Origin of the sequence: Pyxidicoccus sp. MSG2, from assembly GCF_026626705.1 — a bacterium.
In the GTDB taxonomy this organism is placed as follows: Bacteria; Myxococcota; Myxococcia; order Myxococcales; family Myxococcaceae; genus Myxococcus.
The window spans coordinates 8,051,798-8,075,281 of record NZ_JAPNKC010000001.1 but is presented as its reverse complement, the minus strand read 5'-3'; the positions used below and the strand labels follow the sequence as shown (position 1 = coordinate 8,075,281).

The 23,484-nt window shown below is 70.0% G+C and carries 20 protein-coding genes; 8 read left to right on the top strand and 12 right to left on the bottom strand.

Going from position 1 to position 23,484, the window contains the following annotated elements; translation table 11 throughout:
* Positions 1-3: 3 nt before the first annotated feature.
* The 3 genes from OV427_RS31720 to OV427_RS31710 are packed head-to-tail and all read right to left on the bottom strand — an operon-like array spanning position 4 to position 2,132.
* Positions 4-594, bottom strand: coding sequence for a 5' nucleotidase, NT5C type (locus tag OV427_RS31720; protein ID WP_267859944.1), 591 nt, complete (start codon positions 592-594; stop codon positions 4-6).
* 57 nt (positions 595-651) lie between these two features.
* On the bottom strand, positions 652-1,527 hold the full coding sequence (locus OV427_RS31715; RefSeq protein ID WP_420718295.1) for a class I SAM-dependent methyltransferase: 876 nt from the start codon (positions 1,525-1,527) through the stop codon (positions 652-654).
* Positions 1,528-1,565: 38 nt separating this feature from the next.
* Positions 1,566-2,132, bottom strand: a complete 567-nt coding sequence (locus OV427_RS31710) for a NifU family protein (protein ID WP_267859943.1) — start codon at positions 2,130-2,132, stop codon at positions 1,566-1,568.
* Between the two features lie 162 nt (positions 2,133-2,294).
* Between OV427_RS31710 and OV427_RS31705 the strand changes: the two genes are divergently transcribed.
* The 5 genes from OV427_RS31705 to clpA all read left to right on the top strand — a co-directional run bounded on the left by OV427_RS31705 (position 2,295) and on the right by clpA (position 7,265).
* Positions 2,295-2,858 carry a DUF2378 family protein gene (locus OV427_RS31705; protein ID WP_267859942.1) on the top strand — a complete coding sequence of 188 codons (564 nt, stop codon included), beginning with the start codon at positions 2,295-2,297 and terminating at the stop codon, positions 2,856-2,858.
* Positions 2,859-2,877: 19 nt separating this feature from the next.
* A complete protein-coding gene (locus tag OV427_RS31700; protein ID WP_267859941.1) occupies positions 2,878-3,318 on the top strand; it encodes a hypothetical protein in 441 nt (146 codons plus the stop codon).
* Between the two features lie 97 nt (positions 3,319-3,415).
* The gene (locus tag OV427_RS31695) at positions 3,416-4,576 is read left to right on the top strand and encodes a GNAT family N-acetyltransferase (protein ID WP_267859940.1); all 1,161 of its coding nucleotides are present in this window, start codon (positions 3,416-3,418) and stop codon (positions 4,574-4,576) included.
* A gap of 43 nt (positions 4,577-4,619) precedes the next feature.
* Positions 4,620-4,943 carry an ATP-dependent Clp protease adaptor ClpS gene (locus OV427_RS31690; protein WP_163998010.1) on the top strand — a complete coding sequence of 108 codons (324 nt, stop codon included), beginning with the start codon at positions 4,620-4,622 and terminating at the stop codon, positions 4,941-4,943.
* A 3-nt stretch (positions 4,944-4,946) separates the two neighbouring features.
* Positions 4,947-7,265 (top strand): ATP-dependent Clp protease ATP-binding subunit ClpA, encoded by a 2,319-nt coding sequence (clpA, locus tag OV427_RS31685; protein ID WP_267859939.1) that lies wholly within the window; start codon positions 4,947-4,949, stop codon positions 7,263-7,265.
* Positions 7,266-7,354: 89 nt separating this feature from the next.
* On the opposite strand, the gene OV427_RS31680 is transcribed toward clpA, so the two are convergent.
* The 8 genes from OV427_RS31680 to fabI all read right to left on the bottom strand — a co-directional run bounded on the left by OV427_RS31680 (position 7,355) and on the right by fabI (position 16,278).
* Positions 7,355-8,950, bottom strand: a complete 1,596-nt coding sequence (locus tag OV427_RS31680; RefSeq protein WP_267859938.1) for a methyl-accepting chemotaxis protein — start codon at positions 8,948-8,950, stop codon at positions 7,355-7,357.
* 73 nt (positions 8,951-9,023) lie between these two features.
* Positions 9,024-10,076, bottom strand: coding sequence for a chemotaxis protein CheB (locus OV427_RS31675; protein WP_267859937.1), 1,053 nt, complete (start codon positions 10,074-10,076; stop codon positions 9,024-9,026).
* Positions 10,073-12,247, bottom strand: coding sequence for a hybrid sensor histidine kinase/response regulator (locus OV427_RS31670; RefSeq protein ID WP_267859936.1), 2,175 nt, complete (start codon positions 12,245-12,247; stop codon positions 10,073-10,075). The genes OV427_RS31675 and OV427_RS31670 overlap by 4 nt, the downstream gene beginning before the upstream one ends.
* Positions 12,237-12,782 carry a chemotaxis protein CheW gene (locus tag OV427_RS31665; RefSeq protein ID WP_267859935.1) on the bottom strand — a complete coding sequence of 182 codons (546 nt, stop codon included), beginning with the start codon at positions 12,780-12,782 and terminating at the stop codon, positions 12,237-12,239. Before OV427_RS31665 ends, OV427_RS31670 begins: the two co-directional genes overlap by 11 nt.
* Complete coding sequence (locus OV427_RS31660) at positions 12,779-14,011, bottom strand: CheR family methyltransferase (protein WP_267859934.1); 1,233 nt, start codon at positions 14,009-14,011, stop codon at positions 12,779-12,781. Before OV427_RS31660 ends, OV427_RS31665 begins: the two co-directional genes overlap by 4 nt.
* Complete coding sequence (locus OV427_RS31655; RefSeq protein ID WP_267859933.1) at positions 14,008-14,874, bottom strand: response regulator; 867 nt, start codon at positions 14,872-14,874, stop codon at positions 14,008-14,010. Before OV427_RS31655 ends, OV427_RS31660 begins: the two co-directional genes overlap by 4 nt.
* A 4-nt stretch (positions 14,875-14,878) precedes the next feature.
* On the bottom strand, positions 14,879-15,265 hold the full coding sequence (locus tag OV427_RS31650) for a response regulator (RefSeq protein WP_163998002.1): 387 nt from the start codon (positions 15,263-15,265) through the stop codon (positions 14,879-14,881).
* A 179-nt stretch (positions 15,266-15,444) separates the two neighbouring features.
* Positions 15,445-16,278 (bottom strand): enoyl-ACP reductase FabI, encoded by an 834-nt coding sequence (fabI, locus tag OV427_RS31645; protein ID WP_267859932.1) that lies wholly within the window; start codon positions 16,276-16,278, stop codon positions 15,445-15,447.
* 326 nt (positions 16,279-16,604) lie between these two features.
* Between fabI and OV427_RS31640 the strand changes: the two genes are divergently transcribed.
* From OV427_RS31640 to OV427_RS31630, 3 genes are all read left to right on the top strand, one after another.
* Positions 16,605-19,493, top strand: a complete 2,889-nt coding sequence (locus OV427_RS31640) for a 2-oxoglutarate dehydrogenase E1 component (protein WP_267859931.1) — start codon at positions 16,605-16,607, stop codon at positions 19,491-19,493.
* Positions 19,483-20,679 carry a 2-oxoglutarate dehydrogenase complex dihydrolipoyllysine-residue succinyltransferase gene (odhB, locus tag OV427_RS31635; protein ID WP_267859930.1) on the top strand — a complete coding sequence of 399 codons (1,197 nt, stop codon included), beginning with the start codon at positions 19,483-19,485 and terminating at the stop codon, positions 20,677-20,679. The genes OV427_RS31640 and odhB overlap by 11 nt, the downstream gene beginning before the upstream one ends.
* A 202-nt stretch (positions 20,680-20,881) precedes the next feature.
* On the top strand, positions 20,882-21,088 hold the full coding sequence (locus OV427_RS31630) for a cold-shock protein (RefSeq protein WP_120526528.1): 207 nt from the start codon (positions 20,882-20,884) through the stop codon (positions 21,086-21,088).
* 140 nt (positions 21,089-21,228) lie between these two features.
* On the opposite strand, the gene OV427_RS31625 is transcribed toward OV427_RS31630, so the two are convergent.
* Positions 21,229-23,445, bottom strand: coding sequence for a S9 family peptidase (locus tag OV427_RS31625; RefSeq protein WP_267859929.1), 2,217 nt, complete (start codon positions 23,443-23,445; stop codon positions 21,229-21,231).
* Positions 23,446-23,484: the final 39 nt, after the last annotated feature.

Here is a 23,484-nt window from a genome sequence, read left to right as displayed (position 1 = left end):
GCGTCACCGGGCTTCGCCAAGCGCCGCGTCCCTCACGGCCCGCAGCCGGGCGCGCACCTCGGCCAGGTTGGTGCCGTCGTAGCGCAGCGCATTCGGGTGCTCGAAGCCCACGTTCCACGGCTGCGCGGGGACGATGACGAGTCCACGCGGCCGCCACATGAGCCAACGGTGGATGTACTCCGGCCAGTCATCCACCAGCACCTTCCCGTAGACGAGCCCCTTGTCCATGGTGACGGTGACGCGCGCGTCCGGCACGTGCGCCTGGCACCACTGGAGCTTCTCCGCCCACGCGTTCGTCGAATTCGCAGGGCCCTTGGTGAGCACGTGCAGCTCGAACTCGAGCGCGCGCAATTCCTCCAGCACGTCGAAGCCCTGCTGCCGCCGCTCCAGCCGCGCCCACCACCCCGGCTGCCCGCGAATGAGCTCCTGCCGCGCCCGCAGCCACGGCGAGTCCTCGAGCTCGGCCGTCAGCGGAGGCTCGCCCGGACTGCGCAGCCGCTCCAAATCCCGGAGCATGGCCCCCTGGTAGTCGCAGAGCGTCCCGTCCATGTCGACGAGCGCCACCAGCTCCGACCGCTTCACCGTGTCAGACATGAGGGCCCTTCTACTCCAGCCCGGACGGTGGCCGCTCGTGAGCGGCCCACCGTGGGACTACGCGCCCGCGGGCTCCGGGGCCTCGGAGCCTTCCGGCGCGGCCGGCTCCGTCTCCGCGTCCGGGACGGACTGCACGGCGGGCTTCACGCCCAGCTCGCGCGTCAGCTTCGGCGCCACGCCCGTCTCCGCCAGCAGTCGCTCCAACTGCACGCGCGCGCGGCGGTTCTCCCGGTGCACCTTGCGCCCGAGAATCAGCTCGTTCTTCAGCGAGTGCTCCCAGCCCGTCAGCTCCGTCACCGTCACCTGGTAGCCGAAGGCCTCCAGCGTCAGCGCGCGGATGACGTTCGTCAGGTGCGAGCCGAACTCGCGCCGGTGCCACGGGTGCGCGTACAGCTGCGACATGGCGCCGCTGCCCGCCACCACCGGCCGCTTCTCCTTGAGCTGCGCGGCCACCTCCGCCTGACAGCACGGCACCACCGCCACATGGTCCGCCCCGTGACGGATGGCCGCCACCAGCGCGTCGTCCGTCGCCGTGTCGCACGCGTGCAGCGCCATGAGCAGGTGGATGCGCTCCGGGTACTGCCCCTGGTCGATGTGCGCCGTCTGGAACTGCATCCGCTTGAAGCCCAGCCGCTCCGCGCGCCCCTTCGCGCGCTCGGTCAGCTCCGGCCGGCCCTCGATGGACAGCAGCGTGCCCTTGTCCGCGTCCTTCAGGAACAGCTCGTAGAGGACGAAGCCCAGGTAGGCGTTGCCGCTGCCCGCGTCCACCATGACGGAGTCGGGGTGGCGCGCCTGCACGTCCTCAACCGCGGGACGCAACAGGCCCATCAGGTGGTTGACCTGCTTGAGCTTGCGCAGCGCGTCCGCGTTGAGGTTCCCCTCGCGCGTGAGCAGGTGCAACTCCCGCAACAGCGCCGGGGACTGGTCCGGCAACAGCTCCCGCCGGACCTGGGAGGCCTTGACGTTGCGCCTCAGACGGACACCACCTCGAGCACTTCGGGGATGGCCTCACGCAGGCGCCCCTCGATGCCCATCTTCAGGGTGGCCGTGGACGACGGGCAGCCCGCGCACGAGCCCTTCATGTGCAGGTAGACGATGCCGTCCTCGAAGCGGTCCAGCGTGATGTCGCCGCCGTCCTGCGCCACCGCCGGGCGGATTTCGCTGTCCAGGATGTCCTGGATGCGCGCCTGGATGGAGCCACCCTCCGCCCCCGACGAGGCCTGACGCGCCGCCGCCACCGCCGCCTCGTCCACCACCGGCTCGTTGGCCGTCAGGTGCGAGTCCAGCGTGGACATGACCGCGTCATTCATCTCGTCCCACTCGCCCTCTTCGCCCTTCGTCACCGTCACGAAGTTGCTGCCAATCATCACCGCCGTCACGCCGCGCACGTCCATCAGCTTGTGCGCCAGCGGAGACTTCGCCTGGGCGTCGTCCCGGTTCGTGAAGTTCAGTGCGCCGCCGGCCAGCAGCTTCCGGTCGACCACGTACTTCAGCGTGCTGGGGTTCGGGGTCCACTCGAGCTGGATGTTCACCGACATTCAATTCTCCTGAGGCCCTTCCTGTAAGGCGCCCGCCGCCCCATAGCAACCCGACTCTCGAAGAAGCAAACGTCCCCTCCCCCTCCCCACCACTCTTCAACGAGAATTCCAAGAACTTCCAGAAACCTTTGTGGAATCGGGTATACTGGGAGGCTCATGCTGATGAGCAGCCAACGCCGCCCCCAGGAAACGCCCGTTCCGACGCCTCGCGTGCCCGCGAGTGTGTTCGAGGGGCTGTTCGTGCGGGGACTCAAGGCGGAGGGGCGGCTGGTGTCGGAGCTGGCGGCGCTCGGCTACGACCTGAAGAAACCGGAGATGGACTACCCCATCCAGCTCTGGCAGCGTGTGACGACCCTGGCGCGCCAGGAGGTGTATCCGGAGCTGGGCGAGGAGACCGCCTACCGGCAGCTCGGCCGCGTGCTCGTCTCGGGCTTCGCGGAGACCTTCGTGGGCCGCGTCGCCGCGGTGGCCCTGCCGATGATTGGCCCCCTGCGCGCCCTGGAGCGCATCCCGCGCTACCTGTCGTTAATGGGGCGCACGGACGTGGTGGTGACGCTGACGCCCGTGGGGGACCGCGGCCGCCGCATCTACTTCACGGACCGCTACAACCGGCCGGACCTGATGGCGGGCGGACTGGAGCGGATGCTGGAGCTGACCTCCGTGCAGCCGCGAATCACCGTGGAGGAACGCGGCCCCGAGGGTTACCGTCTGTTGGTGCGTTGGTAGCCCGCACCCAGGAGTGTCCGTGCCCTACCCTCCCCGCCTCGCCCACCTCGCCACCCGTGCCGTGGTGGTGGCGAAGCTGATGCCCACCTACGCGCAGGCCCACAACATCGACGAGGAGGAGGCCTCGCAGCGGCTGTCCACCGCGCTCGCCGGGCGCATGCTGCCCTCGCTGCTCGAGGCCGCCTGGGACGCCATGCGCGGCAAGACGAAGCGGCTCACCGACGACGGGCTCCTGGAGAAGGTGGCCTCGACGTTGGGAGACCGCCCCCTGCGCCCCGGCAAGGTGGCCACCCTCAACCCCGCCTGGAGCGCCTTCCTCATCCTCGCGGACCTGGAGGTCGGCACCGCGGGCGACGCCGCGCGCCGTGTCATGGAGACCGAAGAGGGCCGCCGCCGGGGCACCGAGGGGGTGGCGGAAGTCGGCCGCTTCCTTGCCGCGGAGTTGACACGCGGGAAGTAGCTCCGGAGCGCTGCTGGCGGCACCCGGGGCGCACCGTTATAGGCTCGCGCTACCCAGCCAAGGGGCTCGGCGCCCGAGCCCGAACGAACCCGCCGCGATGTCCACCCCGCTGCCCACCACCCTGCGCATCCTGCCCTCCATCACCGAGGTCCCCCGTGCCACGTGGGATGCCCTGGTGGACGAGGCCGGCCTGCCCTTCCTGGAGTGGACCTTCCTGGCGTGCCTGGAGGAGAGCGGCAGCGCGGTGCCGGAGCGGGGCTGGCATCCCCGCCACCTCACGCTGTGGCGCGGCTCGCGCCTCGTCGCCGCCGCGCCCGCGTATCTCAAGGACGACAGCAACGGAGAGTTCGTCTTCGACGGGCCCTGGGCCACCGCCGCCGAGCGCGCGGGGCTGCGTTACTTCCCGAAGCTCGTCATCACCGTGCCCTTCACCCCCGCCACCGGCCGCCGCGTGCTGGTGGCCCCGGGCGAGGACCGCCGCGCGCGCGAGGCCGAGCTGTACGCCGCCGCGCAGGAGTACGCCCGCGCCGAGCGCCTGTCCGGCATCCACGTCCTCTTCCCCACCGAGGACGAGCTGCCCGTGTTGGAGGCCCAGGGCTTCGCGGTGCGCCTGGGCGTCCAGTACCAGTGGCGCAACGAGGGCTACCGCACGCTGGACGACTTCCTCGGGCGCTTCCACTCCAAGCGGCGCACCCAGCTGCGCCGCGAATTGCGCGCCCCGGCAGCCCAGGGCATCGAGGTGCGCACCCTGGCCGGCGAAGCGCTGGCGGACGTGGACGCGGAGACCGTCTACCGCCTGTATGCCTCCACGGTGGACAAGTACCCGTGGGGCATGCGGTTTCTCACCCCGGACTTCTTCGCGCGGATGCTCGCCTGCTTCCGGCACCGCTGTGAGTGGGTGGAGGCCCGGCGGGAAGGACGGTTGGTGGCCGGAGCGTTCAACCTCGCTGGCCCCAACGTCCTCTACGGCCGTTATTGGGGCTGTTTCGAGGAGCATCCCTTCCTGCACTTCAACGTCTGCCTGTACCACCCGGTGGAGCAGGGCATCGCCCGGGGGCTTTCACGCTTCGAGCCGGGACACGGCGGAGAGCACAAGCTCACCCGGGGATTCGAGCCGCACCTCACATACAGTGCGCACCTGCTCCTCCACCCCGGCCTGGACCGCGCCGTGCGCGGCTTCCTGGCCCACGAGCGGGCAGCCGTGGAAGGCGGCCTGCCCCAGTGGCGGGCGGAAACCGGTTTCAAGGAGGGGGCCTGAAAATCCCCCCTCGCGTCGTCATTAAAGGGAGCCCGATACACCCATGGCGCAGAAGCACGAGCACGATACCTCCGTCGTCACGGAGTCAGCACCCAAGCAGAAGCTCAAGAGGCCCACCCTCTACAAGGTGCTCCTGCACAACGACAACTACACGACGCGGGAGTTCGTTGTCGCCGTGCTCAAGGAGATCTTCCACAAGTCGGAGACGGATGCCGTGCAGATCATGCTGCACGTTCATTACAACGGGGTCGGGGTTGCCGGCGTCTATACGTTCGAGGTCGCCGAAACGAAGGTCAAGACGGTGGAGGCCGCGGCTCAGGAGAATGGTTTTCCCCTGCGGCTCTCCATGGAACCCGAGGAAGGTTGAAACGTGGCAGGACCGCTGATTGCCAAAGAGTTGCAGGCCAGCTTCCGCACCGCCCTGGAAGAGGCGCGGAAGATGCGCCACGAGTACCTGACGCTGGAGCACCTGCTCCTCGCACTCACGAAGGACTCGCGGACACGCGAGGTCCTCCGTGCATGCGGGGCCAACGTGAAGCGCCTCCAGGAACGGCTGGTCTCCTTCCTGGAGGAGACGGTCGAACGGCTGCCCGAGGGCGTGGAGGCCGAGCCCCAGCAGACCATTGGCGTGGAGCGCGTGCTCCACCGCGCCGCCATGCATGCCTTGTCCGCCGAGCAGAAGCTCATCGACGGGGGCGACGTGCTGGTGGCCATGTTCCGCGAGGAGGAGAGCCAGGCGCTGTACCTCCTGCAGCAGGAGGGCGTCACCCGGCTGGACCTCCTGAACTACATCTCCCACGGCATCTCCAAGGACGGAGAGGGCGCGGGGGGCGAGGCCTCCGAGGGCGCGGAGGGCGCGGCCAGCCGCGGCGCGCCCATGGGGGATGACGAGGAGGGTGAGTCTCCCCGGAAGAGCCCGCTGGAGGCCTACACCACCCAGCTCAACATCGAGGCGAAGGAGGGTCGCATCGACCCGCTCATCGGCCGCGAGAAGGAGCTGGAGCGCACCATCCAGGTGCTCTGCCGCCGCCGGAAGAACAACCCGCTCTACGTGGGCGAGGCGGGCGTGGGCAAGACGGCCATCGCGGAAGGGCTGGCCCTGTTCATCCACGAGGGCCGGGTGCCGGAGGCGCTGAAGAACTCCGTCGTCTACTCGCTGGACATGGGCGCGCTGCTCGCGGGCACCAAGTTCCGCGGACAGTTCGAGGAGCGCCTCAAGGGCGTGCTCAAGGCGCTGCAGGAGCAGAAGGACGCCATCCTCTTCATCGACGAGATTCACACCATCGTCGGCGCCGGCGCCACCAGCGGCGGCTCCATGGACGCGTCCAACCTGCTCAAGCCCGCGCTGGCCAGCGGGCGGCTGCGCTGCATCGGCTCGACGACGTTCCAGGAGTACAAGGCGGCCTTCGAGCGGGACAGGGCGCTGTCCCGGCGCTTCCAGAAGATTGAAGTGGGCGAGCCCAGCGTGGAGGACACCGTCCTCATCCTGGAGGGGCTGAAGAGCCGCTACGAGGAGCACCACGGCGTGAAGTACGTGCCGGAGGCCATCCGCGCCGCGGCGGAGCTGTCCGCCAAGCACATCAACGACCGGTTCCTCCCGGACAAGGCCATCGACGTCATCGACGAGACGGGCGCCGCCGAGCGGCTCAAGCCGGAGGGCAAGCGCACCAACACCGTCACCGCCGCGGACGTCGAGAACGTCGTGGCGAAGATGGCGAAGATTCCCGCCAAGAGCGTGTCCGCCAGCGAGGGCGTCCAGCTCCAGAATCTGGAGAAGGAGCTCCAGGCGGTCATCTTCGGGCAGGACGCGGCCATCAAGGACCTGGTCAGCGCCATCAAACTGGCGCGCTCCGGCCTGCGTGCGCCGGAGAAGCCCATCGGCTCGTTCCTCTTCTCCGGCCCCACGGGCGTGGGCAAGACGGAGCTGGCCAAGCAGCTCGCTCAGACGCTGGGCGTGGAGTTCCTGCGCTTCGACATGAGCGAGTACTCGGAGAAGCACACGGTGAGCCGGCTCATCGGCGCGCCTCCGGGCTACGTGGGCTTCGACCAGGGCGGCCTGCTCACGGACGCCGTGCGCAAGCACCCGTACGCGGTGCTGGTGCTGGATGAAATCGAGAAGGCCCACCCGGACCTCTTCAACATCCTGCTCCAGGTGATGGACCACGCGACGCTGACGGACAACAACGGCCGCAAGGCCGACTTCCGCAACATCGTCCTCATCCTCACCACCAACGCGGGCGCCCAGGAGATGAGCACCAAGGCCATTGGCTTCGGGGATTTGCAGAAGCCCGCGGACGGCACCCGCGCGAAGAAGGCGATTGAGCGCACCTTCACCCCCGAGTTCCGCAACCGGCTCGACGGGTGGATTCTCTTCTCCGGCCTGCCGCCGGAAATCATCCTGAAGGTCGTGGACAAGGAAGTCCGCCTCCTCCAGAAGATGCTGGACGAGAAGAAGGTGAAGCTGGAGCTCACGCCCGCCGCCCGCGCGTGGCTGGCTGAGCACGGCTACGACCCGGCCTTCGGCGCGCGCCCCATGGCCCGCCTCGTGGACAACTCGCTGAAGAAGCCGCTCGCCGAGGCGCTCCTCTTCGGGGACCTCAAGAACGGCGGCGTCGCCCGCTACGACGTGGAGGGTGACAGCCTGAAGCTGCAGACGAAGCCCGCCACCGCCGAAGCGGCACCGGCGTAGCGCCCGGCAGACGCTGGACATGAAAAAGGCCCCGGCTCCCAGGTGGAGTCGGGGCCTTTGTCCTTCCGGGCGCGCGCGGCCCGGCGTCTTCAGCCGACGCGGTAGCTCTTCACCGCGCTGGAGAGCTGCTCGGAGATGATTTGGAGCGTGGTGGCGGCCTCGCCGGTGGAGCCGATGCGGGCCACCGTCTCGTCCATCATCTTGGAGAGGTCATTCACGGCCAGGGTGATTTGATTGATGCCCACGTTCTGCTGGCTCACGGCGGCGGCAATCTGGCGGACGGCGGCGGCGTTGTCCTGGACGATGGAGGACAGCTCGCGCAGGTTCTGCCCGCTGGTGCGCACCTGGGCGAGGCCCGCCTCCATGCGCTCGGCGCCGCGCTCGGTGATTCGCACGGCGGACGTCACGGAGTTGGCGATGTCGTCCAGCAGCTCGCGCACGCGGGTGGTGGCCTGGATGGACTGGTCCGCGAGCGCGCGGATTTCGCGGGCCACCACGCCAAAGCCCTTGCCGTGCTCACCCGAGCGGACGGACTCGATGGCCGCGTTGAGCGCGAGCATGTTGGACTGGTCCGCCAGGTCCTTCACCGTCTGGGTGATGCCGCCAATCTGCTGCGTGCGCTCGCCCAGCTCGAGAATCTTCTGGGCAATCTCACCCACCTGGACGCGGATGTCGTTGAGGCCCGCCATGGTGAGCTCGATGGAGGCCTCGCCCGACTTGGCCAGGGTGTCCGCGCGCTCGGCCACGGAGAGCACGCTCTCCGCCTTCTGCGCGGCGAGCATCGACGTCTGCTTGATTTCCTGCGCCGTCACCTGCGTCTCCTGGAGGGCGGCGGCCTGCCGGGAGATGGTCTGCGCCTGGTCGGTGGAGGACGTGTTGAGGTGCTCGGTGGACTGGGTGAGCGCGGTGGCGGCCTGCTGGAGGTTGATGGTGACTTCGCGCAGCCGGCCCACCATCTGCGCGAAGGAGTTGGCCAGCCGGCCCACCTCGTCGCCGCTCTTCACCTGGATGGGGCGGGTGAGGTCGCCGGACTCGACGATGTGGCCCGCCACCTCCGTCAGGTTGCGCAGCGGCCGGACGATGCTGCGGCCGAACAGCGCGGACACCGCCACGCCCAGGGTCACCAGCAGCAGGGCGAACCCCGCCATCCGCCAGCGCAGCGAGGAGACCTGGCCAGCGATGTGGTCCAGCGACATGCCCACGTGCACCGTGCCCAGCTTGCCGCCGGCCACCGGGGCGGCGACATTCACCGCGCGCAGGTGGATGTCACCGACCTCCAGCTCCACCACGGCCGAGTCTCCCGCCTCGACGACGGCGGCCTTGAGCGGCTCCGGGAAGGCGCTGGCGAAGGAGTGCGCCACGACGTTGCCGTTGGCATCCTGGACGAAGATGTAGTCCAGGTCGTCGCTGTCACGGCTGACGTCCAGCATGGGCTGGAGCGTGCCGTCGCCCGCGGTGATGCCCTGCTCGGCGGCCACCGCGATGCTCCGGGCCACCAACTGCCCCTCCTCCGTGTGGTTGGCCAGCAGGCCGCTCTCCAGCCGCTGCGTGGCGATGGCGGTGAGGCTGAGGGCCAGCGTCGCGGTGATGACCGCGGTGAGGAGGATGAACTTCGGCGCCAGCCCCAGGGACTGGCGGAACTGCTGGCTCAACTGCGTGGTGAGCGAAGGTTGCGAAGGTTTCACGGAATCACCACCGGGGAGACGGCGTCAGGACGGCACCCGCGAGGGGACGGGTGGGAGAAGTAGGAAGAGGGGCTCATCGGGAGGGCCCCCCGCGGAAGCCGGGCAGCGAGCAACTCTGGAGGATGAGCTCGGGCATGGAGGCCAGGGGCACGCCCTGGTCCGTGGCCTTCAGTTCAATCGCGGCGCGAGGCATGCCGAAGACGACGGACGTGGCCTCGTCCTGGGAGAAGGTGACGCCGCCAGCGTTGCGGATGGCCAGCAGGCCCCGCGCGCCGTCCTCGCCCATGCCGGTGAGCACCACACCGCCGCTGCGCCGGCCGAAGACGGAGGCCAGCGACGCCAGCAGCACGTCGCCGTTGGGGCATGGGCCGCCCTTGCTGCGCTGCAGCCGCGCCAGGCCGGCCGCGTCCACCAGCAGGTCATGCCCGTCCAGCGGGAAGTACACGCGGCCCGGCTCCAGCCGCTCGCCTTCCTTGGCGATGGCCACCGGCAGGGGCGTCACCTGGGACAGCCAGCGCACCATGCCCTGGGTGAAGCCCACGGTGATGTGCTGGGCAATCAGCAGGGGGACGGGGAAGTCCTTGGGCAGCTTGGCCAGCAGGTCCGCCAGCGCGGGCGGGCCGCCGGTGGAGGCGACGATGCCGAAGACGTCCACCCGCGCGCCCGTGGGCGGTGGCGGCGTCACGCCGGTGCGCGGGCGGCGAGAGATGACGGGCACCTCCGCCATCAGGCACACCGAGTGGGCCAGGTCCCGGCCCCACTTGCGCAGCTCCTCGCCATTGGAGACGTTGGGCTTGCCGATGAGCTCCAGCGCGCCAGCGCTCATCGCCTGGAAGCCCAGGTCCACGCCGCGCTCCTCGGCCACCGCGCTCACCACGAGGATGCGCGCGGGCGCCGCGGACATGATGGCGGCGATGGCCGCCGGGCCATCCAGCCCCGGCAGCAGCAGGTCCATGGTGATGACGTCGGGACGCAGCAGCTTCGCGAGCTGCACGGCGCGATTGCCGTCACCGGCACGGCCCACGACCTCAATCCGCGGCTCCTCGGTGAGGAGCGCGGTCAGCGTGTTGGCCATGGTGGGGGAGTCATCCACCACCAGGACGCGGATGGACCGCTTGGCCGTCACGCCCGGTTCCCCCTGCGGCTCATCACGTCGAGGACTTCCGCCAGCAGGCGGCCCGCGGCGCACTCGCGCTTGCTGAGGTAGCCGTCCGCACCCGCCGCCAGGCCGCGCTCGCGGGCCGCGGCGCTGTCATGCGCGGAGACAAGGATGACGGGCAGCGTCGCCGTCTCCTTGCGCTCGCGCAGTTTCGCGATGAGCTGCACGCCGTCCATCTCCTCCATGTCCAGGTCGCAGATGACGACGTCGTACGTGTCCGTCGCCAGCCGGTCCAGCGCCCGGGCGCCGCTGGCGGCCAGGTGCACCGTGAAGCCGCCGGCCTCCAGCATGGCCCGGTGCAGCGCGCGCGCGGTGAGCGAGTCATCCACCACCAGCGCCCGCCGCTGCGCCACCACCTGCGCCTGCGAGGTGTCCGTCACCAGCCAGTCCGGGCGGCAGATGAGCAGGAGCTCGCCGCGGCTGAGCGTGGCCGCGCCCTGCCAGGCGGGCACGTCCCGCACCTCGGAGGGCAGCGGGCGGATGACCAGGTCCCTGTCTCCCACCACCGCGTCCACCGCGAGCGCCACGCGCTTGCCACCGCTCTGGACGATGAGCAGCGGCTGTCCTTCCGTGGGCGGCGCCAGGGCGCGCAGTCCCAGCCGCGCCCCCAGGTCCACCACCGGCAACAGCTGCCCCTGATATTCCATGTGGGCGCGGCGCTTGCCCAGGCGGAGCGAATCCGCGCGGGCCAGCTGCGTGGCCTCCACCGCGAGCATGGGCAGGCCCACCAGCGTCTCCGTGGCGCGCACCACCAGCACCGGGGAGCTGCCCAGGTCCACCGGCAGGGTGAGCATGAAGCGCGTGCCCTGGCCCGGCGTGCTGGCCACTTCAATCCGCCCCTGCAGGCCCTCCACCGAGGCGCGCACCGCGTCCAGCCCCACGCCGCGTCCGGAGGTGTCCGTCACGTCCGTGCGCGTGCTGAAGCCGGGGCGGAAGATGAGGTCTCGCACCTGATTCTCATTGAGCCGCGCCGTCTCATCGGCGGTGACGACGCCGCGAGACTCCGCCACCTTCTTCACGCGCTCCACGTCGATGCCCGCGCCGTCGTCCGCGCACTCGAGGTAGAGCAGGTTGCCCTGCTGCTCGATGCGCATCGTCAGGGCGCCCTCGTGGTGCTTGCCCGCGCGCTCGCGCTGGGCCGGCAGCTCCAGGCCGTGGTCCACCGCGTTGCGCAGCAGGTGCACCAACGCCCCTTGCAGCTTCTCCAGGAGGCGCCGGTCCAGCGACAGCTCCGAGCCCACCACCGACAGCCGCGCCTCCTTGCCCAGCTGGCGCGACAGGTCGCGCACCATGCGCTGCAGCGGGTCCAGGATGGTGCGCACCGGGCGGGTGGTGATGGCCTTGAGGCCCTCTTCCAGCGCCTCGACGATGTCGCCCGTCTCCTCGCCGTCGGTGCGCAGCGAGCGCGACGTGCCCGACAGCTGCGAGCGCGCCTCCGCCGTCTCCGCCAGCAGGCCCTGCTTCGCCAGCAGCGTCACCACGCGGTCCAGCTCGCGGCCGCGCTCCTCGAAGCGCAGCCGCACCTCGCGCAGGCGCTCCACCTCGCGCATCAGCGCCGTCACCTGCCGCGCCGACACGCGCCAGCCCGCGTCCGCCGACTCGGGCACCAGCTCTGGCATCACCGGGGCGGACTCGGCCGCCGCGCCCGGGGCGGGTGACTCCACCTCCACCTGCGCGGCGGACACGGACATCTTCAGGGAGCCGGGCGCCCCCATGGCCGCCGCTGCTTCCGGAGGCGGCGCTTCCGCCACGAGCTGGGCCAGGGCCGCCGCCGGGTCCGGCAGCGCGTCCCCGCGCCCGTCCGCGTGGGCCTGGGCGCGCAGCATGAAGAGGTCCAGGCCGTGCAGGAGGATGTCCACCACCGGCCGGGGCATCTTCTGCGGGTTGGCCTTCAGCGGGGCGAGCGCGTCCTCCAGCTTGTGGGCGATGTCGCCCAGGTCCTGCATGCCCAGCGACGAGGCGCTGCCCTTCAGCGTGTGCAGGTGGCGGCCCAGCCGCACGTAGAGCTTGGAGAGCGCGTCCGTCTCCAGACCGTCGCGCTCCAGCTCCAGCAGGTCCATGGTGACCTTCTGGACGACCTCCTGGGCCTCCACGGCGAAGCCGGCGACGAGTCCTTGCAGCAGCGGATCAACGGGCATGACGTCCTCCCGTCCCGCGCGTGGCGAACAGGCGCTTCAGGTCAATCAGGTGGATGAGCTGGCGGTCCTGGGTGAAGACCTCCATCACCGCCCCTTCGGCGCGCACGCGCGCGGCCTCCACCGCGCTCATGGGCAGCGTGGTGGGGCGCGGAATGGCCTCGCAGTCCAGCGCGCACAGCTCGCCGTCTCCACGGTCCACCACCAGCAGCACGGCGGGGTCCTGCCGCCAGCCGTGGCCGCCCAGGAGCGACGCCAGGCTGAGCGCGGCCAGCACCTGCCCCTGGAAGCGCAGCACGCCGACGACGTGCGGGGCCGACAGCGGCACCGGCGTCACCATCTTCAAGGGCAGCGCGGCGCGCAGCGTCTCCAGGGAAAGCGCGTAGCGCTCCTCGCCCAGGGGGAACTCGGCAATCCAGTGGACGGCCTCCTCGACGGCCGTCTCGCCCTGCTCGCGGAGGCGGGATGCGCGCCGCTCGAGCAGCTCGCGCGCCTCCGTCTCCTGGGCCTCTTCCATCGTCCGCGGGGTGACCTTCATTCCAGCGTCCCCTGATTGAGGTAGGCGTCAGCGGACGCCTGGTAGAAGCGCGCCGGCAGGGCCTCGGGCCCGTCCACCAATTGGTCGGGCGGGAGGCGCTCGGCGCGGGTGCGCAGGGTCCGCATCAGCGGCACGGCCGCTTCGCGCGCCCCGGAGCGCTCGCGAAGCAGGGCCAGCTCCAGCAGCCCCGGCAGGTAGTCCGGCGCCTGGCGGACCAGCGCCTCCAGCACGGCGGTGGCCCCCACCTCGTCTCCCTCCTCGATGCGCTCCAGCGCATTCAGGTGGAGCCGCGAGGGCGCGGGCGGCGGCACGGCGGCGGCGCGGGCGGGCGCGGCGGCCGGAGCCGACTCCGGACGCCGGGCCTGCACGGGCGCCCGCGCGCTCTCGGCGACGCGCGTGCGCGAGGACGGCGAGGAGGGCTCGCCGGGGGCGAGGAGGCGGAAGGCCTGCAGCTCCGGCGGGCCCTCGCGCATCATGCCCTTGGGGACGCGGTCCGCCTCGACGGCGCCCAGGAAGAGCAGCCCGCCCGGGTTGAGCGTGCGCGACAGGAGGGTAATCGCCGCGTCACGCGCGGCCGGTGTGAAGTAGGTGAGCACGTTGCGGCAGAGGATGAAGTCGAAGCGGCCGAGCCGCTCTGGCAGGGGTGCCAGCAGGTTGGCCTGGGCGAAGGTGGTGACGCGGCGGACGACGGGAAGGATGGTGACCTCGCGCTCCCCCGTCTCCACGTAGAGGGGGAAGAGGCGCGGCGCGGACTCGCGGCGGGACCAGGAACCGTAGGTGGCGCGGCGGGCCGTCTCCAGGCTGGACTCCTGCAGGTCCGTGCCCAGCACCTCCACCGGGAAGCCGTGTGGCAGCGACGCCTGCAGGCACGCGGCCAGCGAGTAGGCCTCCTCGCCGGTGGCGCAGCCCGCGCTCCAGGCGCGCAGGGCCAGCGCGCCCCGGCGCAGCGCCCCGGGCACGCCCTCCTGGGCGATGAAGCGGAAGTGCTCCGGCTGGCGGAAGAAGTACGTCTCGCCCACCAGCACCGCGCGCGCCAGCGTGCTGGACAGCGAGGACACCGGGTGCAGCAATTCTCCGAGCAGATCTCCAGCAGAGCGCCCACGCGTGAGCTCCGCCCGCATGACGCGCTCCATCGCCTCGGTGGCGATGGCGTCGTCGCGGAAGCCGGTGATGGCGGCCACCACCTCCCGCGCGCGGGTGAGCAGCCGCGGGTCGAGCTCGCCGCTCATGCGCTCCGCCTGGCCTCCGCGGCCTCCAACATCGTGGGCAGATCGCGCAAGAGACCGCGGGCGATGAAGACCTTCGGGTCCAGGATGGGCAGCGCGCGCCCGGCGGAGCGCAGCATGCCGATGAGCCCCTCGCGCAGCGGGCCATGGTCGGCCCCGCCCACGCGCTCGCGCCGCTCCACGTCCGCGGCGGAGTACTCCTCGGGGTCCTTCACCGTGTCCACCGCCAGCGCCAGCGCCACGCCGTCCACCTCGATGACCACCAGCATGCGCTCCACGCGCGCCAGCTTGTGCTCCACGCCCAGGCGGCGCGCCACGTCCAGCACGCAGAGCGCGTGGCCCCGCACCTCGACGTACTCGCGCAGGTAGGCCGGGCCCGTGGGCAGCGGCCGCGTCGCCGGGTGCAGCAGCACCTCGCGCACGGACTCCAGGGGAACGGCGAACTCCAGATCACCCACCGTCACGCGCAGCACCAGCACCGAGCCCGTGCGGGCCCGGCGCCGCGCGCTGGCCATCGACTCGCCCACGGTGTGCAGCAGCTCGTCCGCGCGGAAAGGCTTGGCGAGGAAGGCCTCCGCGCCCAGTCCCAGACACGCCTCCGCGCGCGACTTCTCCGAGGAGATGATGATGACGGGGATGTCCGAGGTGGACGGGTCCGCCTTCATCCGCTGGAGCACCTCGTCGCCGTCCATCTCCGGCATGGACAGGTCCAGCAGCACCGCCTCCGGATGCAGCCGGCCCACCTTCTCCAGCGCCTCACGGCCATTGCTGGCCGTGTGGATGGTGTAGTGGCCGGAGAGGATGGCGCGCTCCAGCGCGAGAATCGCGTCGCTGTCGTCGACGAGCAGCAGGGACGGCAGGCTCACGGCATCAGGCCTTCGAGAGGAACTGACGGACGGTCTCCGTCAATTCGTGGTGGGACACCGGCTTCTGGATGAAGGCGTTGGCGCCGGCCTCGGTGCCCTTCTGGCGCAGGTCCGCGTTCTTCTCCGCCGTCAGCAGCAGGATGGGAACCGAGCGGACCTGGGGCATCTGGCTGGCGCGCACCTCCTTCACGAAGGTGATGCCGTCCATGCCGGGCATGTTGATGTCCGCGATGACCAGGCTCACCGGGACGAGCCGGAGAATCTGCAGCGCGCGGGTCGCATCGTCGGCCTCCACGGTCGAGACCTTGAGGTTCATCAGGTAGATCTTGACGATGTTGCGGACCGTCGGGCTGTCGTCCACCAGCAAGACGTTGGTGCTGTGGGTGGTCACTGTGATGCGGCTCCTCCGCAGGCCCGCGCTTTGCGGGAAGCCCCTGCGTCTGTTCAGGACTCTACCGTGAGCGCTCTCACGGGAGAAAGCGGCACCCCGGGCCCGCCATGGTACCGAGCGGGCAGGTGCCAGATGACCCCGGGACAATTCCCGGGGTCCTCGCATGCGAGGGAAAACCGCTACTCGGCCGCCGGCTTGGAGGCGTTCGTCGGGAACTCGGCGGCCGCATCCTCCAGCTCCACCGGCGGCGCGCCTACCGCGTGGTAGCCACCGTCCACATGCACCATTTCGCCCGTAGTGGAAGGCAGCCAGTCGGAAAGGAGGGCGCAGGCGGTGCGGGCCACCATGTCGTGGCTGTCCTTGGCGCTCCAGCCCAGCGGCGCCTGCTTGCCCCAGCCCTGCTCCAGGGCCTTGAAGCCGGGGATGCCCTTCGCGGCGATGGTGGCCAGGGGCCCGGCCGCCAGCGCGTTGACGCGGATGCCCTTGGGGCCCAGATCGCGCGCGAGGTAGCGCACCGTGGACTCCAGCGCCGCCTTGCACACGCCCATCCAGTCGTAGATGGGCCAGGCCATGCGGTTGTCGAAGTCGAGCGTGACGATGGAGCCGCCCTTCGTCATCAGGGGCAGGCAGGCCACCGCCAGCTCCTTCAGGGAGAAGGCGGAGATGCGGAAGGCCGTCTGCACGCTCTCCCAGGGGGTGTTGAGGAAGTTGCCGCCGAGCGCGTCCTCGGGAGCGTAGGCGATGGAGTGGAGCACGCCGTCCACCCGGTCCCACCGCTGGCGCAGCGACTCGGTGAGCGCGGTGAAGTGGGCGGGGTTGGTGACGTCCAGCTCCAGCACCTCGAGGCCGGGCTTGAGGCGCTTCGCGCTGCGGTCGGTGAGCGACTTCGCGCGGCCGAAGCCGGTGAGGAGGATGTCCGCACCCTGCGCGAGCGCATGCTCGGCGATGCCGTAGGCGAGGGACTGGGGCGTCAGCACCCCGGTGATGAGCAGCTTCTTGCCTTGGAGCAGCATGAAAGGCGGCCTCGTCGGTAGGAAGGGAGGAAACGCGCTTCCTACCACTCCTGACGGGTGGAGCGGGACGAAACCCGGGAACCACCCCATCCCCGCCGGTGGGCGGGGCGGGGCGGACGACCCTGCCCGGGGACGGAACGGATGCGCAGGTAACGGACGCTGCTCCCGAGGGACGGGGCCCGCCAAGTTGAAGCTGCGCTCACGTGGCGCATGAATCCACCTGCTTCCCACTGAGCGGACCAGCGTCCGGGCAGCCTCGGAGGCTCAACAAAGATGCCGCGAAAAACCCCCAACGGGGCGCCCTTCCAGTAAAAGACGACACCGCCATGGCGAATTTCCAGGACACGTTCCTTTCCGGCGCCAACATCGACTTCATCGAAGGGCTCTACGCCCGCTACCTCGAAGACCCCGCCAGCGTGGATGCCAGCTGGCGCGAGGTGTTCGAGCGCAATGATGGCGCCGGCAGACCCATCTTCAGCACGAAGCTGCTGGAGGCGGCCGCGGCCCCCGTGGCCCCCGCCCCTGGCAAGGCGAATGGCAAGGCCACCGCCGCACTGACGCAGGCCGTGGCGCAGGCGCCCGTCGCCGCCGCGCCCGCCCCCACCCAGGACATCCTCGGGCTGCAGGCGAAGGTGGACCAGACGATTACGGCCTTCCGCCTGCGCGGCCACCTGCGCGCGAAGCTGGACCCGCTGGACCGCCCCCGCCCGCCGCTGGAGCACGTGGCCGACGTGGGCATGGTGGACGACGGCCACTTCTCCGCCCGCGAGCGCGAGCAGCTCGTCGAGTGCAACAACGTCTTCCCCGAGCAGCGCGTGCGCCTGGGCGACCTGCTCGGACGGCTGCACCGCACGTACACCGGCGGCATCGGCGTGGAGTTCATGCAGATGCTCGACAGCGGCCGGCGCCGCTGGCTGATGCAGCGCATGGAGCACAGCGAGAACCGCACGGACTTCTCGGTGGAGGACCAGCGCCACATCCTCACCCAGCTCGCCTACGCGGAAGGCTTCGAGCACTTCCTCCACACCAAGTACGTGGGCGCCAAGCGCTTCAGCCTCGACGGCGGTGAGTCGCTCATCCCCATGCTGGACGCCATCACCGAGGTGGGCACGGCGATGGGCCTCAAGGAGGTCGTCATCGGCATGGCCCACCGCGGCCGCCTCAACGTGCTGACGAACATCCTGGGCAAGAAGCCGGATCAGATCTTCAGCGAGTTCGACGGCCCGAAGGACCCCAAGGCCTACCTCGGCCGCGGCGACGTGAAGTACCACATGGGCTTCTCCTCGGACCGCACGACGCGCCAGGGCCGCCCGGTGCACCTGTCGCTGGCCTTCAACCCCAGCCACCTGGAGGCGGTGGACCCGGTGGTGGAGGGCCGCGTGCGCGCCAAGCAGGACCGCGGCGGTGACACCGAGCGCACCGGCGTCATGCCCCTGCTCATCCACGGCGACGCCGCCTTCATGGGCCAGGGCGTGGTGCCGGAGACGCTCAACCTGTCCGGCCTCAAGGGCTACACCACCGGCGGCACGGTCCACATCGTCATCAACAACCAGGTCGGCTTCACCACCGACCCGCACGACTCGCGCTCTTCCATCTACGCGACGGCGATTGCGCAGATGCTGGACATCCCCATCTTCCACGTGAATGGGGACGACCCGGAGGCCTGCGTCCACGTGGCGCGGCTGATGGCCGAGTACCGGCAGACCTTCAAGAGCGACATCGTCATCGACCTCATCTGCTACCGCCGCTACGGCCACAACGAGGGCGACGAGCCCTCGTTCACCCAGCCGGCGATGTACGACATCATCCGCAAGCACCCGACGGTGCGCACGCTCTACGCCGCCGCGCTGGCGGAGAAGGGCCGCATCTCCGCGGAGGAGTCCGAGGCCATCAAGCAGCGCTGCCAGCAGGAGTTCGACGCGGCGCTCACCCGCGCGCGCCAGGAGAGCCAGTTCAAGGAGCCCAACGCGCTCGAGGGCCTGTGGAAGCCGTACCAGGGTGGCGCGCTGAAGAGCGCCCCGCAGGTGTCCACGGCGGTGGACAAGCAGACGCTGTGTGATGCGCTGAAGAAGCTCTCCACGCTGCCGGAGGGCTTCAACGTCCACCGCGACGTGGAGCGCACCGTCATCAAGAAGCGCCTGGGCATGCTGGACAGCGGAGATTTGCAGTGGAGCGAGGGCGAGTCGCTGGCCTACGCCACCCTGCTCGCGCAGGGCTACAGCATCCGCATCACCGGCCAGGACGCCGAGCGCGGCACCTTCAGCCACCGCCACGCGGTGCTCCACGACGTGCAGACGGGCGAGAAGTACACGCCGCTGCGCCAGTTCGTCACCGGCAAGGGCGCCTTCCACATCCACAACAGCCCGCTGTCGGAGATGGGCGTGTTGGGCTTCGAGTACGGCTACAGCCTGGACGTGCCGGACGGCCTGACGGCGTGGGAGGCCCAGTTCGGCGACTTCGCCAACGGCACGCAGATCATCATCGACCAGTTCATCGCCGCGGCGGAGAGCAAGTGGCGCCGGCTCAGCGGAATCACGTTGCTCCTGCCACACGGCTACGAGGGCCAGGGCCCGGAGCACTCCAGCGCGCGCCTGGAGCGCTTCCTGGACCTGTGCGCCGAGGACAACATCCAGGTCTGCTACCCCACCACGCCCGCGCAGATCTTCCACCTGCTGCGCCGCCAGGTGGTGCGCCCCGTGCGCAAGCCGCTGGTCATCATGTCGCCCAAGAGCCTGCTGCGCCGCCCCGAGGCCACCAGCAAGATTGAAGAGCTGGCCACGGGCACCTTCCAGGAAGTCATCCTGGACAAGGTGGCGCCCGCGGGCGTGACGCGGCTGCTCCTGTGCAGCGGCAAGGTGTACTACGACCTGGTGAAGGCCCGGGACGAGCGCAAGGACGACAGCATCGCCATCGTCCGGCTGGAGCAGCTCTACCCGTTCCCCTACGACGAGCTGGCAGGCCTCGTCGCGAAGATGCCGAAGCTCGCGGAGCTCCTGTGGGTGCAGGAGGAGCCGCGCAACGCGGGCGGCTGGCACTTCATGTTCCCCCGTCTGCACGACCTGGCGTCCGCGCGCTCGCAGCAGCCGGTGAAGATCGGCTACATCGGGCGTGCGGAGGCCGCCAGCCCCGCCACCGGCTTCCCCAAGACTCACGAATACGAGCAACAGCTCATCATCGAAGAAGCCATCTTCCGAGGGACCAAGAATGGCCGTTGAACTGAAAGTGCCCCCGCTGGGCGAGTCCATCACCGAGGCCGTCGTCGGAAAGTGGAACAAGAAGATGGGTGACGCGGTCTCCGCCGACGAGCCTCTCGTCGTGCTGGAGACGGACAAGGTCACCATCGACGTGCCCGCTCCCACCGCCGGCGCCCTGTCCAGCATCTCCTTCAAGGAGGGCGACAAGGTCCGCGTGGGCGAGGTGCTGGGCCTCATCGAGGCCGGTGCCGGCGCCTCGGCCGCGAAGCCCGCGGCCGCCGCCGCGCCCGCCCCGGCGCCCGCTCCCGCCGGGGCGTCGGTGGACGCGCGCATGACGCCCACCGCGCGCAAGGTGGCCGAGGAGAACCAGGTCGACCTCACCCAGGTGAAGGGCAGCGGCGCCGGTGGCCGCATCACCAAGGAGGACGTGCTCGGTCAAATCAGCCGTCCGGCCGCCCCCGCCCCCGTGCAGGCGCCCGCCGTGCCCTCCGGCCCCCGCCCCAACGCCGCGCGCGAGGAGCGCGTGCGCATGACGCCGCTGCGCAAGCGCGTGGCCGAGCGCCTCATCCAGGCGCAGTCCACCGCCGCCATGCTCACCACCTTCAACGAGGTGGACATGGGCGAGGTGATGGCCCTGCGCAAGAAGTACAACGACAAGTTCCAGGCGAAGCACGGCGTGAAGCTCGGCTTCATGAGCTTCTTCATCCGCGCGTCCGTCGAGGCCCTCAAGGCCTTCCCGCAAATCAACGCGGAGATCGACGGCGAGGACGTCATCTTCAAGCACTACTACGACATCGGCGTGGCGGTGAGCGGCAGCCGCGGCCTCGTGGTGCCGGTGGTGCGCAACGCGGACAAGCTGGGCCTGGCGGACCTGGAGAAGACTGTCGGCGAGCTCGGCACCCGCGCCCGCAACGACAAGCTGGGTCTGGCGGACCTGCAGGGCGGCACCTTCACGATTACCAACGGCGGCATCTTCGGCTCCATGCTGTCCACGCCCATCCTCAACCCGCCGCAGACGGGCATCCTGGGCATGCACAACATCGTCGACCGCCCCGTGGTGCGCGACGGCCAGATTGTCATCCGCCCCATCATGTTCGTGGCCCTCACGTACGACCACCGCCTGGTCGACGGCCGCGAGGCCGTGCAGTTCCTCGTGCGCGTGAAGGAGTGCATCGAGGACCCCGAGCGGCTGCTGCTCGACGTCTGACGCGACGCGGCTTCACCGCGCCCAAACCTGCGCGAGACATGCTGAATATGAGCCCCGGGTTCTTGGCAACTCGGGCATTCCGGGCGGCCGGCTGGACTTCCAGCCGGCCGTTTCACTACAACTCGGAGTGTCTCCCGGTAGTCGGGGGGCGGGAAGAACGGGCGGCTCTCCCCACACCGCCCCGCAAGACTGAGGAAGTGCAATGGCAACCGGTACCGTGAAGTGGTTCAACGACGCGAAGGGCTTCGGCTTCATCACCCAGGACGGCGGGGGTGAGGATGTGTTCTGCCACCACTCGGCCATCAACATGGATGGCTTCCGCACCCTGGCCGAGGGCCAGAAGGTGGAGTTCGAGGTCACCCGCGGCCCCAAGGGCCTGCAGGCGCAGAACGTCCGCGCCGCGGGGTAACGCGTCCGTCAGCCACTCCTTCCGGACTGGCAGATGAAACAGAGGCCCGGCCCCCTTTCCAGGGACCGGGCCTCTTGCTTTGCGGCATGGGCCCTCGGGCGGGCCGCGCGGGCAGCGCGGACCGAGCCGGGCAGCGCGGGCTACAGGTTGCGCTTGAAGTGGTCCATGACGCGCTCCCACTGGCGCTCGGTGACGACGGGGTCGGGCACCATGTGCGTCAGGCCGCTCAGGGGCAGCAGGTCGTGCTGCTTGCCGGCGCGGAAGAGCGCGTCCGACAGCTTCAGCGTGTGGAAGAAGTACACGTTGTCATCCGCGGTCCCGTGGATGAGCAGCAGCTTGCCAATGGGCTTGTCCTGCTTCGCGTAGGTGAGCAGCGAGCTCTTCTCGTATGCCTCGGGGTGCTCCTGGGGCACGCCGAGGTAGCGCTCGGTGTAGTGCGTGTCGTAGTCGAGCCAGTCCACCACCGGGGCGCCGGCCACCGCGGCCTTGAAGACGTCCGGGCGCTTGAGGACGGCGAGCGCGGACATGTAGCCGCCGAAGCTCCAGCCTTCGATGCCCACGCGGTTGATATCGATTTCCGGCACCTCCTTCGCCAGCTCCTGAATCGCGGCGGCCTGGTCTTCGATGGTGACGGTGGCGAAGTCGTACTTCACCTCGCGCTCCCAGGCGGCGCCGCGCAGCGGGGTGCCGCGCCCGTCGAACTTCACGACGAGGAAGCCCTGGTCCGCCATCCACTGCGCCATCAGGTGGGCGCCCATGTTCTGGTGGACGACGGTGGTGGTGGGGCCGCCGTACACCTCGACGATGACGGGCAGCTTCTGGCCCTTCTTGAAGTCACGCGGGCGGACGATGGAGGCCCAGAACTTCTTCGGGCCCACCTGGCGCACCTCGATGTTCGGCGTGAAGGGCGGCTCCTGGCCGATTTCGGGCAGCTCGCCCACGCGGGTGCCGTCCGCGCGCAGCACCAGCGTCTTCGGCATCGACTTCGGGCCCGAGGCGTTGAGCATCAGCAGCCCGCCGTTCTTGGAGACGGTGCCGCCCTCGGTGCCCGGGCCGGTGGCGCCGCTGGACACCTTCTCCGGAGTGCCGCCGTCCTTCACGCGCCACAGGTAGCTCTCGGTGGGGTTGGCGCCGCCGTTGAAGTAGAGCGTGCGGTCCTTCTGGACGAAGCGCGCCAGGGAGCGGAAGCCCGCGTCCGGCTTCACCAGGCTCTTGTCCGGCGAGCCGTCCGCCTTGCGCAGCTCCACCTCGGGACCGCCGTTGCGCTCGGTGTACCAGAGGAAGCCGCTGCCATCCTCCAGCCACAGCGGGAAGTCCTGCTCCAGGTTCACCCAGGCGTTGTCCTTCTCCACCAGCAGCTCGGTCGTCTTGCCGGTGCGCGGGTCCACCGCGAGCAGCTGCTCCTCCGTCTGGTTGCGGTTCTGCACCAGGATGGTGAGCTGTCCGCCCTTGGGCCAGGTGACGGTGGCGAGGTACGGGTACTTCGTCGCATCCCAGCTCACCCACGTCGTCTTCCCACCCGTGACGGGGACGACGCCCAGGCGCACCTTGGCGTTGGCCTTGCCGGGACGCGGGTACGCGAAGTCCTCGCCGCCGCGCTCGGGGTGCATGACGTCGACGATGGTGAGCTTCTCCACCTCGGAGGTATCGGACTCGGTGTAGGCGAGCGACTTCGCGTCCGGGCTCCACCAGTATCCGGAGAAGCGGCTCATCTCCTCCTGGGCGACGAACTCGGCCAGGCCGTGCGTCTTCGCTTCGGTGCCGCCGGTGGTGACGCGCTGCTCCTTATTGGCGGCGATGTCGATGCGGTAGACGTCGTGCTCGCGCACGTAGCCCACCTGCTTGCCGTCCGGAGAGAACTTCGGGTCCAACGTGCCGGCGCCCGTCTTGAGCTCCGTCACCTTGCCGCTGGCGCGCTCCACCACGTAGAGGCGGCCGGACAGGGGCACCAGCAGGCGGGTGCCGTCCTCGGAGATTTGATAGCCGGTGAAGCCCCGGGCGCTGACGCGCATGCGCTCGCGGCGGGCCTTCTCCTCGGGGGTGAGCGTCTCCTCGGCGCCCTTGAGGATGGCCTCGGGGGTGAGCAATTCCTTCGCCTGCCCGGACTCCACGTCGAACGCGTAGAGCATCTGCACGTTGGACGTGGGCGAGGTGCGCAGGAAGAGGACCGACTTCTCGTCGGGGGCAATCTTCACACCCACGGGGCGGCCGCTCATGAAGCGGCGCGTCTCCGAGTACTGGCGCAGGAACGGGTCTGACTTGCGCTGGGGCTGGGACATGACGGGTAGGGGCTTCTGCTCCTGGGCGACGACGGGGAGGCTCGCGAGGAAGAGCGCTGCGGTGAGGGCCTGGCGCATGCTTGGTCGAATACCCGCGGGGGGCGGGTCTCCTTTCAC